Origin of the sequence: Kitasatospora sp. NPDC089509 (assembly GCF_044749365.1) — a bacterium.
GTDB lineage: Bacteria > Actinomycetota > Actinomycetes > Streptomycetales > Streptomycetaceae > Kitasatospora.
Genome location: NZ_JBIVHS010000023.1, coordinates 54,830 through 72,168 on the forward strand (window position 1 = coordinate 54,830; position 17,339 = coordinate 72,168).

The 17,339-nt window shown below is 75.3% G+C and carries 4 protein-coding genes; all 4 read right to left on the reverse strand.

Translation table 11 applies throughout. From position 1 onward, the window contains the following. Nucleotides 1-185 precede the first annotated feature (185 nt). The 4 genes from ACIP4P_RS34475 to sbnA all read right to left on the reverse strand — a co-directional run bounded on the left by ACIP4P_RS34475 (nucleotide 186) and on the right by sbnA (nucleotide 17,113). Nucleotides 186-389: an MbtH family protein gene (locus ACIP4P_RS34475; protein WP_350516080.1), complete on the reverse strand. Its 204-nt coding sequence runs from the start codon at nucleotides 387-389 to the stop codon at nucleotides 186-188. After that, nucleotides 386-7,846 (reverse strand): amino acid adenylation domain-containing protein, encoded by a 7,461-nt coding sequence (locus tag ACIP4P_RS34480; RefSeq protein ID WP_400925258.1) that lies wholly within the window; start codon nucleotides 7,844-7,846, stop codon nucleotides 386-388. The genes ACIP4P_RS34475 and ACIP4P_RS34480 overlap by 4 nt, the downstream gene beginning before the upstream one ends. Continuing rightward, nucleotides 7,843-15,963, reverse strand: a complete 8,121-nt coding sequence (locus tag ACIP4P_RS34485; protein WP_400925260.1) for an amino acid adenylation domain-containing protein — start codon at nucleotides 15,961-15,963, stop codon at nucleotides 7,843-7,845. The genes ACIP4P_RS34480 and ACIP4P_RS34485 overlap by 4 nt, the downstream gene beginning before the upstream one ends. Nucleotides 15,964-16,087: 124 nt before the next feature. After that, nucleotides 16,088-17,113 carry a 2,3-diaminopropionate biosynthesis protein SbnA gene (gene sbnA / locus ACIP4P_RS34490; RefSeq protein WP_400925262.1) on the reverse strand — a complete coding sequence of 342 codons (1,026 nt, stop codon included), beginning with the start codon at nucleotides 17,111-17,113 and terminating at the stop codon, nucleotides 16,088-16,090. Nucleotides 17,114-17,339: the final 226 nt, after the last annotated feature.

The window sequence follows — 17,339 nt, forward strand, 5'->3', positions numbered from 1 at the left end:
CGGAAGTCGGCGGCGGGGAGTGGAGCTGGTGGGGTGGCCTGGGCGGGGGTCGTGCGGGGGCCGTGCGGGGAAATGCAGACGGCCGCCCGCCGCACCGGGGGACGGGGGCTCCACGGGTGCGGCGGGCGGTGTCGGCGGGGCCGTTCGCCGGGGGATCCGGCAATTCGGCGGCGGCGGGCGGGTGTTCAGTCCTGGCGTTGCAGGCTGAGTGGACGCAGGTCGGTCCAGTGGGCCTCGATGTGGGCGACGGCGGTGGCCCGGTCGGTGGCGTCCAGCGTCACCGACCAGCCGGCCGGGACGGCGGCGAAGGACGGCCAGAGGGAGTGCTGGCCCTCCTCGTTGACGAGAACGAGGAAGGTGCCGTCTTCGCGGTCGAAGGGGTTCGTCATGCCGGTTCGCTCCTGTGGGTCCGTCCGGGCGGGGTGGGGTCGGTCTTGGTGCTGTCGGTCTTGGCGGGGTCGGTCTTGGCGGTGTGGAGGTAACGGTCGAGGGCGGCGCCGATCGTGGCGGCCGGGCCGGGCTGCAGCAGCTGCTGGTGGCCGGCGTCCACGTCGTGCGCGCGGACGGCCGAACCGACGTACGGCTCCCAGCTCTTGAGCTTGAGGGCGCGCTCCTCCGGGGTGGGGCGGCGGGGGCCGCCGGTGGCCACGAAGAGGGTCATCGGGCAGTCGTCCAGGCGGCGCGGGGTGAACCGCTGGAACAGTTCGAGGTTGTTCCGCATGACGGCCAACAGCCGCTCCAGCAGCGCCGGTTGGAGGGCGGCGAGCGGGCCGGGGGTGCGGGCGAGGTGGGCGGCGACGGAGTGCGGGGTGAGCTCCGCGGGTCCGTCCGGGAGGGCGGTGGTGTCGGCCCCGGCCTCGGCCAGGAAGTCGGCGAGGAACTCGGCGTCGCTCGGCCGGGCACCGCGGGCGTCCTCGGGGTAGGCGTCCAGGTTGGCCAGCAGGGCGACCGGTTCGCCCGCGGCGCGCAGCCGGACCGCCATCTCGTGGGCGACCACCCCGCCGTAGGACCAGCCGAGCAGGTGGTACGGCCCGTGCGGCTGGATCGCCCGGACCCGGGCGAGGTACTCCTCGGCGACCTCACCGAGCCCGGTGGGCAGCGGGCCGTCGTCGGACAGGCCGCGGGCCTGGAGGCCGTACACCGGTCGGGACGGGTCGAGGTGCTCGGCGAGGGCGGCGAAGGGGAGGGCGAAGCCGAGGCCGCCGTGCACGCAGAACAGCGGCGGGCGGCTGCCGGTGGGGCGGATCGGCAGGACGGGGGCGAGCGGGTCGAGGTGGTGGCCTTCCGTCGGGACGGTGGCGGTGGCGGTGGCGGAGGCGGTGGCGGCAGCGGTGGCGGCCAGGGCTTCCAGGGTGCGGTGCTCGAAGACCGCGCCGAGGGTGAGCGGCAGGCCGGCCCGACCGGCCGCGTTGACCAGCCGGATGGCCTTCAGGCTGTCCCCGCCGAGGGCGAAGAAGGAGTCGTCCGGGCCGACCCGGGGCAGCTCCAGCACCTGCTGGACGGCCGAGCAGAGCAGCCGCTCGGCGGCCGTCCGGGGAGCGCGGGTGGAGGCGGGGGCGGCGGTCGGCTCGGGGAGGGCTCGGACGTCCAGCTTGCCGTTGGCGTTCAGCGGCAGGTCGGGCAGCACGGCGTAGGCGTCCGGGACCAGGTGCTCGGGCAGTGAGCGGGCCAGGTGGCGGCGAAGCTCGGCCGGTTCGGGCGCGGGCCGGCCCTCGGCGGGGACCAGGTAGGCGACCAGTCGGCGCTGGCCGGTGGCGGCGTCGGCGGGGGCCAGCACGGCGGCCCGGGCGACGGCGGGGTGGGCGGCCAGCAGGCGTTCGACCTCGCCGGGTTCGACCCGGTGGCCGCGGATCTTGACCTGCTGGTCGGCGCGGGCGACGTACACGAGCCGGCCGTGCCGGTCCCAGCGGACCAGGTCCCCGGTGCGGTACATCCGGGCGCCGCCGTCCTCGAACGGGCTGGCGACGAAGCGTTCGGCGGTCAGCGCCGGCCGGCCCAGGTAGCCGCGGGCCAGGCCCGGGCCGGACAGGTACAGCTCGCCGACCACGCCGTACGGCACCGGGTGCAGGGCCTCGTCCAGCACGTACGCGCCGGTGTCGCCGATCGGCAGGCCGATCGGGACGGTGCCGTCGGCGCGGCCGAGGTCCTGGCCGGTGGCGAAGGTGGTGGTCTCGGTGGGGCCGTAGACGTGGAAGACGGTGGTGCCGGGCAGGGCGGCGCGCAGCCGGTCCAGGTGGTCGCGGGAGTGGGCCTCGCCGCCGGTGAGCAGGGCGCGCAGCGGGGCCAGGGCGCGGGGGCGGGTGTCGGCCAGGGTGTTGACCAGCTGGGTGGTGAGGAAGGCGACGGTCACCCCGGCGCGGTCGAGGAAGTCCGCCAGGGCCTGCGGGTCGGCGGGGCCGGGCGGTTGGACCGCCAGCCGGGCGCCGTGGGCGAGCGGGCCCCAGATCTCGAAGGTGGAGGCGTCGAAGGCGACCGGCGCGAAGTACAGGAAGGTGTCCGCGGCGGTGGGGGCGAGCTCCGGCAGACCGAGCACCAGGCGGACGGCGGCGCGGTGGGTGACCGCGACGCCCTTGGGGGCGCCGGTGGAGCCGGAGGTGTAGATCACGTACAGCAGGTCGTCGGGGTGGACGGTGACCTCGGGGGCGGTGGCGGGCCGGGCGGCGAGGTCGGCCTCCGTGCCGGGGTCGTCCAGGACCAGCGCGTCGACGGCCGGGGGCAGGGCGAGGCCGGTCAGCGAGCGCTGGGTGAGCAGCAGCCGGGCGCCGCTGTCGGCCAGCATCCCGTGCACCCGCTCGGCGGGGTACGACGGGTCGATCGGCAGGTAGGGCGCGCCGGTGCGGGCGATCGCCAGCAGGGCGGTCACCACCGCCGGGCCGCGCTCCAGCCGCAGCGCGACCGGTTCGCCGCGGCGGGCGCCGCGGGCGGTCAGCAGCTGGGCGAGGCGGTTGGCCCGGGCGTCCAGTTCGGCGTAGCTGGTGTGCCGCAGGCCGTCCGGACCGGCGTGGACCAGGGCGACGGACTGCGGGGCGGCGGTGATCCGGCGGTCGACCAGGGCGGTGACGGTGCTGGGCGGGGTGCCGAGCCGGTGGGTGCCGAGGGCGAGCAGTTCGGCCCGCTCCTCCGGGGTGGTCAGGGCGGGCCGGGAGATCGGGGCGGCGGGGTCGGCCAGCAGGGCGGCGAGCAGTCGCAGGTAGGCCTCGGCGATCCGGCGGGCGGTGGCGGGCTCGAAGAGGTCGGTGCGGTGTTCGAGGGTGAGGGTGAGCGAGCCGTCGGGTCGTTCGGTGAACTGGAGGAAGAGGTCCCACTTGGCGGTGTGGAGCGGGACGGGCTCCTCGGTGAGGGCGAGTTCCGGGCCGGGGGCGGGGGCCGGCGCGGTGCGGTGGTGGCCGATCATCACCTGGAACAGCGGGTGCCGGGCGGTCGAGCGCTCGGGGTTGAGCACCTCGACCAGCTTCTCGAAGGGCAGTTCCTGGTGCTGGTGCGCGGCCAGGTCGGACTCCCGGACCCGCTCGGCGAGTTCGCGGAACGACGGGTCGCCGGAGGTGTCGGTGCGCAGTACCAGGGTGTTCACGAACATGCCGACCAGTTCGTCGAGTTGCTGGTCGGTGCGGCCGGCGATCGGGCTGCCGAGCGGGAGGTCGGTGCCCGCACCGAGCCGGGTGAGCAGGGCGGCGAGGGCGGCGCGCAGCAGCATGAAGGGGCTGGCCGCCCAGTCGGCGGCGGTGCGGCGTAGTCGGTCGGTGAGCTCCGCCGGGACGGTGCTGTGGTGGGCGGCGCCGCGGTGGTCGGTCCGGGCGCCGCGGGGGTGGTCGTAGGGCAGCGCCAGTTCGACCGGCAGGTCGCGCAACCGCTCGGTCCAGTAGTGGAGTTGGCGGGAGAGTCGGCTGTCCGGGTCGCTCTCGGTGCCGAGCAGCGCGTGCTGCCAGAGGGTGTGGTCGGCGTACTGGACGGGCAGCGGCGGGAGTTCGGCCGGGCGGCCGTCGCGACGGGCCCGGTAGTGGGCGGTGAGGTCGCGGGTGAGCGGGGCGAGCGACCAGCCGTCGGCGGCGATGTGGTGCAGCACCAGGGAGAGCACGTGCTGCTCCGGGGTGATGGTGAAGAGGCGGGCGCGGAGCGGGAGTTCGCGTTCCAGGGCGAAGCCGCGGGCGGCCTCGGCGGCGAGGGCGGCGGGCAGGTCGGCCTCGGTGGTGCGGCTGACCGGGAGCGGGAGGTCGGCTTCGGCGGGGGTGAGCACCCGCTGTTCGGCGGTGTCGGCGTCGGCGTCGGTGTCGGTGCCGGTACCGGTGTTGGTGGTGCCGGTGCCGGTGCCGGTGCCGGCGGTGCGGCGCGGGAAGACGGTGCGCAGCGCCTCGTGTCGGGCCAGCACGTCGTGTAGGGCGGCGGCCAGCGTCGGGGTGTCCAGACGGCCGGAGAGCCGGACGGCCAGCGGGATGTGGTACAGCCCGCCGGGGGCGCCCAGTTGCTCGACGAACCAGAGCCGCTGCTGGGCGGGCGAGAGCGGGACCACGGCCGGGCGGGGCGCCGCGGCGGTGAGCGGGGGGCGGAGCGGGGCGGTCCGTGCGCCGCCCGGCCGGGCGGGGAGGCGGGCGGCGAGGCGGGCCGGGGAGGGGGCCTCGAAGAGGTCCCGGACCTGGAGCTCCGCGCCGAGTTCGGCCCGGAGTCGGTTGACGATCCGGGTGGCCAGCAGCGAGTGCCCGCCGAGGGCGAAGAAGTCGTCGTCGGCGCCGATCCCGGTCAGGCCGAGGACCTCGGCGAAGACCGTGCAGAGCAGCCGCTCCTCGGGGCCGCGCGGGGCGCGGGCCGAGGTGGCGTACACGGGGGCGGGCAGGGCGCGCCGGTCGAGCTTGCCGTTGGCGGTGAGCGGGAGTGCGGGCAGGACCACCACGGCGGCCGGGACCATGTGGTCGGGCAGCCGTTCGGCGGCGAACGCCCGTACGTCCGGGGCGAGGTGGGGAGTGTCGGGGGAGGTGGCCGGGGAGGTGGCCGGAGAGGTGGCGGCCGGGACGACGTAGCCGACCAGCCGCCGGTCGCCGGGGCGGTCCTCGCGGGCCAGCACGGTGGCCTCGGCGACCAGCGGGTGCCGCCCGAGCACGGCCGCGATCTCTCCCAACTCGATCCGGAAGCCGCGCAGTTGCACCTGTTCGTCGATCCGTCCCAGATACTCCAGGGTGCCGTCCGGCCGCCACCGGCCGAGGTCCCCGGTGCGGTACATCCGGGCGCCGCCGTCCTCGAACGGGCAGGCGACGAAGCGTTCGGCGGTCAGCGCCGGTCGGCCGAGGTAGCCCCGGGCGAGGCCCGGGCCGGTGACGTACAGCTCACCGGGCACCCCGGTCGGGACCGGGTGCAGGGCGCCGTCCAGCAGGTACGTCCGCAGGTCGGGGAGGGCCCGGCCGATCGAGCCGATGGCTCCGTCGGCGGTCGGTTCGTGGGCGGTGACGTGCACCGTGGTCTCGGTGATGCCGTACATGTTGACCAGCCGCGGTGCGCCCTCCGGGTGCCGGGCGAACCAGTCGGCGAGCCGGCGCTCGTCCAGGGCCTCGCCGCCGAACACCACGGTGCGCAGGGCGAGTCGGCGCGGGCGTTCGGCGTCGGCGCGGATCAGCTGGTAGAAGGCGGACGGGGTCTGGTTGAGGACGGTCACCCGTTCGGTGGCGAGCAGGTCCAGGAAGGCGTCGGGGGAGCGTGAGACGTCGTACGGGACGACGACCAGCCGGCCGCCGTGCAGCAGGGCGCCCCACAGCTCCCAGACGGTGAAGTCGAAGGCGATCGAGTGGAACAGCGTCCAGACGTCCCGCGGCCCGAAGCCGAACCGGGGGCGGGTGGCGTCGAGCAGCCGGAGCACGTTCCGGTGCGGCACCACCACGCCCTTGGGGCGGCCGGTCGAGCCGGAGGTGAAGATGACGTAGGCCGGGTGGTCGGGCCCCACGGTGGTGACGGGCGCGGTGGCCGGTTCGGCGGCGAGTGCGGTGGCCGTCCCGGGGGCGTCGAGGTCGATCCTCGGCAGGGCCGCGTCCGGCAGCAGGCCGGTGGCGGTGACCAGCAGGGCCGGGCGGGCGTCGGCCAGCGCGTGGCCGGTCCGCTCGGCCGGGTGGGTGGGCTCCAGCGGCAGGTAGGCGGCGCCCGCCTTGAGCACGGCCAGGACGGCGACGACCAGGTCGGCGCCGCGCGGCAGGGCGACGGCGACGAAGGTCTCCGGCCCGGCGCCGCGTGCGATCAGCAGCCGGGCCAGCCGGTTGGCGCGCTGGTCCAGCTCGCGGTAGCCGAGTTTGGCGTCGGGCGCGGTGACCGCGACGGCCTCCGGGGTGCGGGCGGCCTGCTCGGCGAACAGGGCGGGGACGGTGGCGTTCGCCTCGCTCGCCCCCGTCCCGCGGACCGCCGGAACGCCGTCGGCCCGGGGGACGGGGGCCGGCTCCGGGGCCGACTCCGGGGCTGACTCGGGGGCGCCGAGGCGGGCGAGCGGGGTGTCCGGGTCCTCGGCGACCCGCTCCAGGACGTCCACCAGCCGGTCGAGCAGCCGGGCCGCCCCGCCCGCGCCGAAGGCGGCTTCGAAGGCCGAGGCGCGGTGGCCGAGTCGGAGGTCCAGCCGCTCGCCGGGGAGGACCGTGAGGCTGAGCGGGTAGTGGGTGGCGGAGTGGATCCGGGCCCCGCTGACCGTGCCGCCGGACTCCCGGTACAGCGCCGCCTCGTCCATCGGGTAGCTCTGGAAGGCGAGCACGGTGTCGAACAGTTCGCCCCGGATCCCGGCGGCGGCCTGCACCTCGGCCAGCGGCAGGTGCTCGTGCGGCATCATCGCCAGCTGCTGCGCGGCCAGGGCCGCGAACAGCTCGCTCGCCGACCGGTCCGGGCGCAGGTCGGCGCGTACCGGCAGGGTGTTGGCGAACAGCCCGATCATCGACTCGACCTCCGGCACCTCGGCCGGGCGGCCGGAGGTGACCGAGCCGAACACCACGTCCTGGCGGCCGGTGAGTCCGCCGAGCAGTACGGCCCAGCAGCCCTGGACCACGGTGTTCAGGGTGAGACCCTGGCCGCGGGCCCAGCCGGCCAGCGCGGCGGTGTGCTCGCTGTTCAGCAACCTCCGCTCGATGGCCGGTAGTTCGGGCGACGGCCCGACCGGTGGCAGCACCCGCACCGGCCCGTCCAGGTCGGCCAGCAGCTCCGCCCAGGCGGTGCGGGCGGCGGCGGTGTCGCGGCCGCCCAGCCAGGTGAGGAAGGACCGGTACGGTGCCGGCGCGGGCAGCGCGGCGGCCCGGTCCGGATCGCCCAGCAGGCCCAACTCCCTTACCGCCAGCGGGAAGGACCAGCCGTCCAGGACGATGTGGTGCACCGACCAGAGGAAGCGGTGGCGGCCCTCGCCGAGCCGGATCAGGGTGAACCGCATCAGCGGCGGCCGGGCCGGGTCGAACCGGCGCAGCCGGTCCTCCTCGGCCAACCGCCGGGCTTCGGCGGCCCGTTCGGCCTCGGGCAGGCCGCTGAGGTCGTGCAGCCGCCACTCCGGCTCGGCCTCCTTGGGCACCACCTGGACCGGTTCGCCGGTGCGGCGGTGGCGGAAGCAGGCCCGCAGGTTGGGGTGGCGCTCCAGCAGGGCGGCGGAGGCGGCGCGCAGCCGGGCGGCCAGCCGCTCGCCGTCGGCCGCGCCCGGGCCGTCCAGTTCGGCGACCAGCTGGAGGGTGTAGAGGTCGGGCGCGGTCTGGTCGTAGGAGGAGAGGAACAGCAGGCCCTGCTGGAGCGGGGAGAGCGGCAGTACCTCGCTGATCCTCGATCCGCTTCCGGCCGAGGGCGCCGCGTTCCCGGGCGGGGCCGGGTCGGTGGTGCTCCTGGGCGGGGTCGGTCTGGGGCCGCTTGTCACGAGAGCTCCTCGTTCAGTTCGAGTTCCAGATCGGCCAGTTCCTCGTCGGACAGCTCGACCAGGCTGCCGGTGGGCTCGGGCGGGGCGGGCTCGGCGCCGTCGGTCGAGGCTGCGGCCTCCTCGGCGAGGAGGGCGAGTGCGGCGGCGGTCCTGTGGGTGAAGACGTCCCGGGTGGTGAGGGTGAGCCCGGCCTTGCGGGCGCGGCTGACCACCTGGATGGAGCGGATGGAGTCGCCGCCGAGGGTGAAGAAGTCCTCGTCGATGCCGACGCGGGCGGTGCCGAGCACCTCGGCCAGGATCTCGCAGAGGATCCGTTCGGACTCGGTGTGCGGGCCCCGGTGGCCGGTCTGTTCGGCGGCCTCGGGCCGGGGGAGGGCCTTGCGGTCGAGCTTGCCGTTCGTGGTGAGCGGCAGGGCGTCCAGGACCAGCCAGGAGGACGGGACCATGTAGCCGGGCAGCAGCTCGGCCAGCCGGTGGCGGATCCGCTCGGGGTCCACCCCCGGGCCGGTGAGGTAGCCGATCAGGCGGGGGTTGCCGGAGGTGTCGGGGAGGACGGCGACGGCGGCGTCGGTGACGGTGTCGAGGGTGCGTAGGACGGCTTCGATCTCGCCGGTTTCGACGCGGCGGCCGCGGATCTTGATCTGGTGGTCGCGGCGTTCGATGAACTCCAGTTGTCCGTCGGGGCGTTGGACGACGCGGTCGCCGGTGCGGTACATCCGGGTGCCGTCGCCGGTGAAGGGGTCGGCGGGGAAGGTGGTGGCGGTGCGGGCGGGGTCGTGGAGGTAGCCGCGGCCGACGCCGGCGCCGCCGACGTACAGTTCGCCGGGGACGCCGACCGGCACGGGCTGGAGTTCGTCGCTGAGCACGTACAACCGGGTGTTGCGGACGGCGGAGCCGATCGGGACCCGGGCGTCCAGTTCGTCGTCGATCGCGATGACGGCGTGGGTGACGTCGTCGGAGCACTCGGTCGGGCCGTAGGCGTTCATCATCGGGACGTCCGGGAACTGGCTGTGCCAGCGGCGGCAGAGGTCGGCGGGCAGGGCCTCGCCGGTGACCACCAGCCAGCGCAGCGACGGCAGTTCGGGCGCGCCGCCGTCCGGGCCGTCCGGGCCGTCGAGGTCCCAGGCGTCCAGGGCGGCCCGCAGCAGGGACGGGACGACCTCCAGCACGGCGACGCCCTCGTCCCGTACCAGCGCGAACAGCGCGGTCGGGTCGGCCGCCGTGGCCGTTCCGGCCACCCGGACGCTGCCGCCGACGATCAGCGGGGCGAACATCTGCCACACCGAGACGTCGAAGGTCAGCGGCGCGTTCTGGATCAGGGCCTCACCGGCGGCGAGGTCCAGGTCGCGCACCTTGGCCCAGAGGTGGTTCATCATCCCGGCGCGGTGCACCATGGCGCCCTTGGGCCGGCCGGTGGAGCCGGAGGTGAACATCACGTACGCCAGGTCCAGACCGCTGCCGACCGGCTCCGGCAGCGGGTCCGGCGCGGGCAGGGCGGGCACCGCGAGTGCCTGCTCCAGCCCGAGCACGGTGACTCCGGCGCCGTCCGGTGCCCGGTGCCCGGCGCCGAGCAGCAGCCGGTCGGCTCCGCTGTCGGCCAGCAGCGCGGCGTTGCGGGCGTCGGGCGCGGCCGGGTCCAGCGGCAGGTAGGCGGCCCCGGCGCCGAGGACGCCGAGCACCCCGGCGATGAAGGGTGCGCCGGGCTCGGCGAGCACCGCCACCACCGAGCCGCGGCCCACCCCAGCTGCGGTCAGCAGCGCCGACAGGTGGCCGGCCGCCGCGACCAACTCCTGGTAGCGGAGCGGCCCGTCGGCATCCGTCACGGCCACGGCCTCCGGCGTGCGCTCGGCCACCGCGCGGATCCGCTCGACCACGCCGAGGCTCTCCTCGGGCAGCGACTGGTCCCAGTGGCCGAGCAGTCCGCCCAGTTCGCCGGTGGTGGCGGTGCCGGTGAGGTCGGCCGGGGCGGTCACGTCGATCCGGGCGAGCGGCAGTTCGGGCCGCTCGGTGACGGTGTGCAGCAGGTGCAGCAGGATCCGGGCGATCCGTTCGACGGTGTCCCGGCCGAACAGCTCCGGGTGGTGGTCCAGGCGCAGGCTGAGCGCCTCGCCGGGGTGCACCACCAGGCTGAGCGGGTGGTGCCGGGCGTCCCGGGCCTCGGCGCGGACCACCCGGGGGCCCGCGCCGCCGGCCAGGTGCCGTTCGTCCAGCGGGAAGTTCTCGAACAGCACCACGGTGTCGAAGGCCTCGCCGGTCAGCCCGGCGGCCCGGTGGATCGCGGCGAGTCCGAGGTGCTCGTGCGGGAGCAGCGCGCTCTGCTGGTCCTGGAGGGCGTGCAGCAGTTCGGCGAGCGGGGTGTCGGGGTGCAGCCGGGCCCGGACCGGCACGGTGGTGAGGAACATGCCGATCATCGACTCGACCTCGGGCACCTCGGCCGGGCGGCCGGAGGTGACGGCGCCGAACAGCACGTCCTGGCGGCCGGTGAGTCGGCCGAGCAGCACGGCCCAGCAGCCCTGGACCACGGTGTTCAGGGTGAGGCCGCGGCCGCGCGCCCAGCGGGTGAGGGCGGCGGTCGCCTCGGGCTGCAGCTCGGTGTGCACGGACCGCGGCAGTGCGGGGGCGCGACCGTGGTCGGCCGGGACCAGCAGGGTCGGGCCGTCCAGGTCGGCCAGCGCCTCGCGCCAGGCGGTCCGGGCGGCGGTGCGGTCCTGAGCGGTGAGCCAGGCGAGGTAGGAGCGGTAGGGGGCCGGGTCGGGCAGCGGGACGGCGTCCGCACCGGGGGCGCCGGAGGTGGTGGCGGCGGAGGCCGTGGCGGCGGGGGTCGTGGCGGCGGCGGGGGCGCTGAGCGCGAACAGCTCGCGGACCAGCAGCGGCATCGACCACCCGTCGACCAGGATGTGGTGGCTGGTCCAGACGAAGCGGTGCCGGTCCTCGCCGTGGCTGAGCAGGGCGAAGCGCAGCAGCGGCGGCGCGGCCGGGTCGAAGCGGCGGGTGCGTTCGGCCTCGGTGATCCGGTCCAGCTCGGCGGCCCGGGCGGGCTCCGGGAGTTCGGTCAGGTCGGCTTCCAGCCAGGGCAGCCGGGCGTGCAGGGGGACCACCTGGACGGGCTCGCCGGCCGCCCGGGCGCGGAAGGCGGAGCGCAGGTTGGGGTGCCGGTCGAGCAGTGCCTGACCGGCGGCGCGCAGGGCGGCCGGGTCCAGCTCGCCCTCGATGTCGGCGACGATCTGCAGGGTGTAGACGTCGACGTCCTGCGCGGAGGCGGCGTCGTGGTCGGCGTGGAAGAGCATGCCCTGCTGGAGCGGGGTGAGCGGCAGGACGTCGAGCAACTCGGTTCCGGCGGCGGCGAGTTCGGCCTCGAACTCGTCGATCTCCGCCTGGTCGAGCCGGACCAGCGGCAGGTCGGAGGGGGTGCGGCCGCCCGGGCCCGGGTACCGGGCGAGCAGTTCCAGGGCACGGAACCAGGTCTCCGCGACGTCCCGGGCGTCCTCCTCGGCGACGGTGCGGCCGGCCCACGACCAGTTGGCGATCAGGTGCGGACCGTCCGGCCGGTCCTCGGTGGCCGGGGTGACGTCCAGCAGGTGCGGCAGCGGCATGTCCGGGTGGGCGCCGGTGCCGACCACGCCGTCCCCGCCGGCCGGTTCCCAGTGGCCGCTGCGCCGGGCGTCGAAGCGGCCCATGTAGTTGAAGCCGATCTGCGGGCCGGGCCGGCCGGCCAGCACCCGGGCGGCGTGCGGGTTGAGGTAGCGCAGCAGGCCGTAGCCGACGCCCCGGTCGGGCAGGGCGCGCAGCTGTTCCTTGATCCGCTTGAGTGCGACGGCCAACGCGGGCCCGCCGGACCACAGTTCGTCCCAGTCCGGCTCGCCGGGGTCGAGCCGCACCGGGAAGGCGGCGGTGAACCAGCCGACGGTGCGGGAGAGGTCGAGACGGTCGCTGAGCTGCTCGCGGCCGTGGCCCTCCAGCTCGATCAGGGTCCGGGTGTGGTCGGCGTGGCCGTGCCGGCGGCGCCAGTCGGCGACGGCGATGGCCAGGCCGGTCAGCAGGACGTCGTTGACCTCGGCGTGGAAGGCGGCCGGGAGGTCGGTGAGCAGTGGTCGGGTGACCTCGGGGCCGAGCTCCAGGCGCAGGGTGCGCCGGGTGCCGTACACATCGGTCGCCGGGTCGAGCCGGTGGCTGCCGACCAGCGGGTCCGGGCCGTCCAGGGTCCTTTGCCAGTGGGCGAGTTCGGCGCCGCGGTGCTGGGTGCGGGCCTGGTCGGCGAGCAGCCGGGACCAGGCGCGGTAGGAGGTGCCGACCGGGTCGGGGGCGGGGGTGCGGCCCTCGGCGAGTGCGGTGCAGGCGGCGGCCAGGTCGGGCAGCAGGATCCGCCAGGAGACCCCGTCGATGACCAGGTGGTGGGCGCAGAGCACCAGGTGGGCGCTGTCGGCCCCGGGCGCGGCGGGGATCAGGACCGCCTGGAGCATGACGGCGGCGCCGGGGTCGAGCCGGGTGCGGGCGGCGGTGGCCTGGCGTTCGGCGAAGGCGGGTACGTCCTCCTGGCCCCCGGATTCGGCGGTGGTGGCCAGCCGGACGCCGGTCAGGGCGCCGGGGGGCAGGGCCTCCAGGTGCCACAGGCCGGGGGAGGGCTCGGTGGCCCGGGTGCGCAGCGCGTCGTGATGGTCCACCAGGGCGTGCAGGGCGGTGTCGAGCAGGTCGGCGTCCAGCTCGACCGGGACCCGGACCACCACGTACTGGGCGTAGTCGGCGACCGGGCCGTCCAGCCGGCCGGTGTCGGCGTGCAACTGGGCGCTGATCGGGGTGAGTTCGTACGGACCGGTGCCGTGCTCCCGCTCCCGGGCGGCCTCGTCGGCCTCGGGGGCGGGGGTGTCGGTGCCGCCCGCGATCCGGGCCAGGGCGGCGGCGGTCTTGTGGGTGAACATGTCCCGGGTGGTGAAGAGCAGCCCGGCCTTGCGGGCGCGGCTGACCACCTGGATGGAGCGGATGGAGTCGCCGCCGAGGGCGAAGAAGTCCTCGTCGATGCCGATCCCGGTGGTGCCCAGCACCTCGGCGAGGATGTCGCAGAGGATGCGTTCGCGTTCGGTGCGCGGGCCGCGGCTGCTGTCCTGGGCGGCGGGGTCGGGCTGGGGGAGGGCCTTGCGGTCGAGCTTGCCGTTGGGGGTGAGCGGCAGGGCGTCCAGGACCAGCCAGGTGGCCGGGATCATGTACGCGGGCAGCAGTTGGGCGAGTTCGGCGCGGACGTGACCGGGGCGGACGTCGGGGCCGGTGAGGTAGCCGATCAGGCGGGGGTTGCCGGAGGTGTCGGGGAGGACGGCGACGGCGGCGTCGGTGACGGTGTCGAGGGTGCGTAGGACGGCTTCGATCTCGCCGGTTTCGACGCGGCGGCCGCGGATCTTGATCTGGTGGTCGCGGCGTTCGATGAACTCCAGTTGTCCGTCGGGGCGTTGGACGACGCGGTCGCCGGTGCGGTACATCCGGGTGCCGTCGCCGGTGAAGGGGTCGGCGGGGAAGGTGGACGCGGTGCGGGCGGGGTCGTGGAGGTAGCCGCGGCCGACGCCGGCGCCGCCGACGTACAGTTCGCCGGGGACGCCGACCGGGACGGGCTGGAGCTCGTCGCTGAGTACGTAGAGGCGGGTGTTGCGGACCGCGCCGCCGATCGGGACCCGGGCGTCCAGTTCGTCGTCGATCGCGATGACGGCGTGGGTGACGTCGTCGGAGCACTCGGTCGGCCCGTAGGCGTTCATCATCGGGACGTCGGGGTAGCGGGCCTGCCAGCGGCGGCACAGGTCGGCGGGCAGGGCCTCGCCGGTGACCACCAGCCAGTGCAGCTCGGGCAGTCGGGGTGCGTCGCCGTCGAGGTCCCAGGCGTCCAGGGCGGCCCGCAGCAGCGACGGGACGACCTCCAGGACGGCGACCGCCTCGTCCCGGGCCAGCGTGAACAGCGCGTGGGGGTCGGCGGCGGTCTCGGCGCCCGCCACCCGGACGCTGCCGCCGACGATCAGCGGGGCGAACATCTGCCAGACGGACACGTCGAAGGTCAGCGGCGCGTTCTGGATCAGGGTCTCGCCGGCGGCGAGGTCCAGGTCACCGACCTTGGCCCAGAGGTGGTTCATCATCCCGGCGCGGTGCACCATGGCGCCCTTGGGGCGGCCGGTGGAGCCGGAGGTGAACATCACGTACGCCAGGTCCAGACCGCTGCCGACCGCGGGGAGTTCGGTGCTGCAGGCGGCGTCGGAGGGGTCGCTCAGCGGCAGCACGGCGGGTGCGGCGGGCCCGGTGTCTTCGGCGGGCCCGGTGTGTTCGGCGGGCGCGGTGTGTTCGACGGGCCCGGTGTGTTCGGTGCCGGTCGGGGCCGTGCAGCCGGCGCCGAGCAGCAGGTGGGTGGCGCCGCTGTCGGTGAGCAGGGCGGCGTTGCGGGCGGCGGGTGCGGCCGGGTCCAGCGGCAGGTACGCGGCGCCGACGGCCTGGACGGCCAGCACCCCGGTGACGAACGGCGCCCCCGGCTCGGCGAGCACCGCCACCAGCGAGCCGCGGCCCGCCCCGGCGGCGGACAGCCGGGTGGCCGTTCCGGCGGCCCGGGTGAGCAGTTGGCGGTAGCCGACCCGTTCCCGGCCGTCCCGGACCGCGACCGCCTCGGGGTGCTCGGCGGCGATCGCGCGCACCCGTTCGACCAGGTCCTGGTCGGGGGCGGCTGCGGTGTCCCGGTCGCCGAGCAGGCCGAGCGGTTCGCCGGCCGCGCCCAGGCCGATCTGGCCGATCGGACGGTCGGCGGGCATGGTGGCGAGGGTGTCCAGGAAGGTCGCGAACCGGGCCAGGTGGGTGGCGAGTTCGGCGGCGGTGTAGAGGGCGGGGTTGCCGTCCAGGTGGAGTTCCACGGTGCCGTCGGCGGCGTTCAGGACGGTCAGGATGAGGTCCTTGACGATGCCGGTGGAGAGGTTGACCACCACGCCGCGGCAGTCCGGGCCGAAGGCCAGCTCCGGGTCCTGGTCGAGCACGTTGATGAACGGGCCGAAGGCGCGCTGGTCGTCGATCCGCAGGCCGATGTCGCGGCGGATCCGGTCGCCGCGGTAGCGCTGGTGCTGGAGCGCGCGGGCGACCTCGCGCCAGGCGGCGCGCAGCAGTTCGGTGCGGGTCAGCTCGGGCCGGATCCGGACGGCCAGCGGCAGGTAGTTGGCGAGCATGCCGGGGATCGCGCGGTTGACCGCGCCGACCCGGCCGGTGACCGGCAGGGTGAGCAGCGGGGCCTCGACGCCGGTGACCCGCTGGGTGTAGGCGGCCGTCGCGGCGACCATCAGCACCGGCAGGGTGACCTTGCCGTCCTGGGCCAGGACGTGCAGGGCGGTCGTCGTCTCCGGGGAGAGCCGGACGGTCTCGCGCCGGGCGACCCGGGCGGGGGCGGGTTCCTGCTCGGAGAGCGAGACCAGTTCGGGCAGCGGGCCGTGCCGGTCGGAGGTGAGGCGGTCGGTCCAGTAGGCGCGGTCCTTGTCGACCATCTTGGAGTCGAGGTACTTGCGTTCGGCGTCGAGGAGGCGGTGGAACGGCGGCATCACCTCGGCCTCGGAGGCGACGTCGGGAGCGGCCTCGGAGACGGCCTCGGGGTCGCCCCCGGCGGCGGCGCCCAGCCGGGTGTAGAGGCCGGAGAGCTTGGGGTAGAGCAGCCCGCGGCTGAAGCCGTCGGCGAGGATGTGGTGCATGCACAGGTAGAGCAGGTGCCGGTCGGGGCCGAGCCGGAGCAACGCGCCGCGGAACAGCGGGAAGTCGGTGATCTTGATCGGGTCGGCGTGGTCGGCCCGCATCCACTGCTCGGCGGCGGCCAGCGGCTCGGGCCGGCCGCTGAAGTCCAGCTGCTTCAGGGGGAGTCGGGCGAGCGGGCGGATGATCTGGCCGGGGCCGCCGTCCTCCTCGACGAACTGCACCCGCAGCCCTTCGGCCTCGTGGCCCAGGCCTTGCAGGGCCCGCCCGAGCAGTTCGGGGTCGAGCGGCCCGCGCAGGTCGATGTAGTCCGCCATGTTGTAGGCCAGCGGCCCGGCGGCGAACTGCTCGTCGAACCAGATCTCGGCCTGCGCCGCGGTGAGCGGCAGGACCGCGCCCCGGTTCGTCGTCGTTGCCTCGTTCTCCGTCATCCTCGCCTCAGCCCGCGTCGACAACCCTGGGAAATCCCGGGACTTTCAGAATTTTCGGAACTCTCTCAACATTCGGAACATTCGGGATATCCGGAACTCTCGGAAACGTCCGGAGCCCGCGGGCTCAGCCCGTCACCGCGTGCACCCCGGCCCGGGGGCCGCCGCGCCCGACGCCCGGCAGCAGGCCCTCCGGCCCGATCGAGCGGGTCACCCAGTCGTCGTGGTAGACGGTGTCCAGGTAGCGCTCGCCCAGGTCCGGGGCGATGGTCACCGCCGTCACCCGCTCGCGCACACCGCCCGCGCCGTCGCCGTGGCGCTCGTCCAGCCAGCCCAGTGCCCCGCTCACCGCGGTGCCGGTCGAGCCGCCGAACAGGAAGCCGCCGCGCATCAGCTCCCGGCAGGTGCGCACGGTGTCGCGCTCCTCGACGTGGATCGCCCGCTCCACCAGGGAGTCGTCCAGCAGGGGCGGGCGCACGCTGGTGCCCAGGCCGGGGATGTGCCGGGTGGCCGGCGGGGCGCCGAAGGTGACCGAGCCGACGCTGTCCACCGGCACCACCCGCACCGAGGGCCGCCGTTCGCGGAAGTACCGGGCGCAGCCCATCAGGGTGCCGGTGGTCCCGGCGCCCACGAACAGCACGGAGAGGTCCGGGAACTGGCGGGCGATGGCGGGCGCGGTGGTGCGGTAGTGGGCCATCCAGTTGCCCGGGCTGAGGTACTGGTTGAGCCAGACCCGCCGCCCGTCCTCGGCCAGCAGCGCCTGGACGTGCCGGATCCGCGCGCCGAGGAAGCCCTCGGTCGGGTGCGGCTCGGTGATCACGTGCACCTCGGCGCCGTAGGACTCCATGGTCCGCCGGGTGGTCTCGTTGCAGCGGGAGTCGGTGACGCAGACGAACCGGTAGCCGCGCGCCGCGGCGAGCACGCTGAGCGCCACGCCCATGTTCCCGGAGGAGGACTCCACCAGCGTCGAGCCGGGCCCCAGCACACCGGACGCCTCCGCCTGGGCGACCATTTCCCGGGCCGCCTTCAGCTTGATGGATCCGGCGAAGTTGAATCCCTCGACTTTCAGGAAGAGGCGGTGCCCGAAGATCGGCTGCAGATTCACGAAGAGGTCGCTGACCTCGAATTCGTGCGACGCGGAAATGACCGGCACGGGGACTCCTGGCCTTCGGTGACGAATTAGCCTCGGCGGCAAGACTCCCGCCGGTCGCTGACGAGGGGCTGACGGATTGCTGACGGCGCCCGCCGCCCGGCCCGTCCGCCCAGTTCGGCCGGGCGTGTCAGCCGTTCGTCAGCTGCCGGTCAGTTGCCCGTCAGCGGGATCGGAAAACGTTTGTTATTCCGTACGTGCACCGCACTGCACCGCACTTGTGCGGGCC

What these genes read in the sequence shown, in the direction of transcription:
- ACIP4P_RS34475 (WP_350516080.1), bottom strand. Translation starts at nt 389, where the DNA reads ATGACGAACCCCTTCGACCGCGAAGACGGCACCTTCCTCGTTCTCGTC.
- ACIP4P_RS34485 (WP_400925260.1), bottom strand. Translation starts at nt 15,963, where the DNA reads ATGACGGAGAACGAGGCAACGACGACGAACCGGGGCGCGGTCCTGCCG.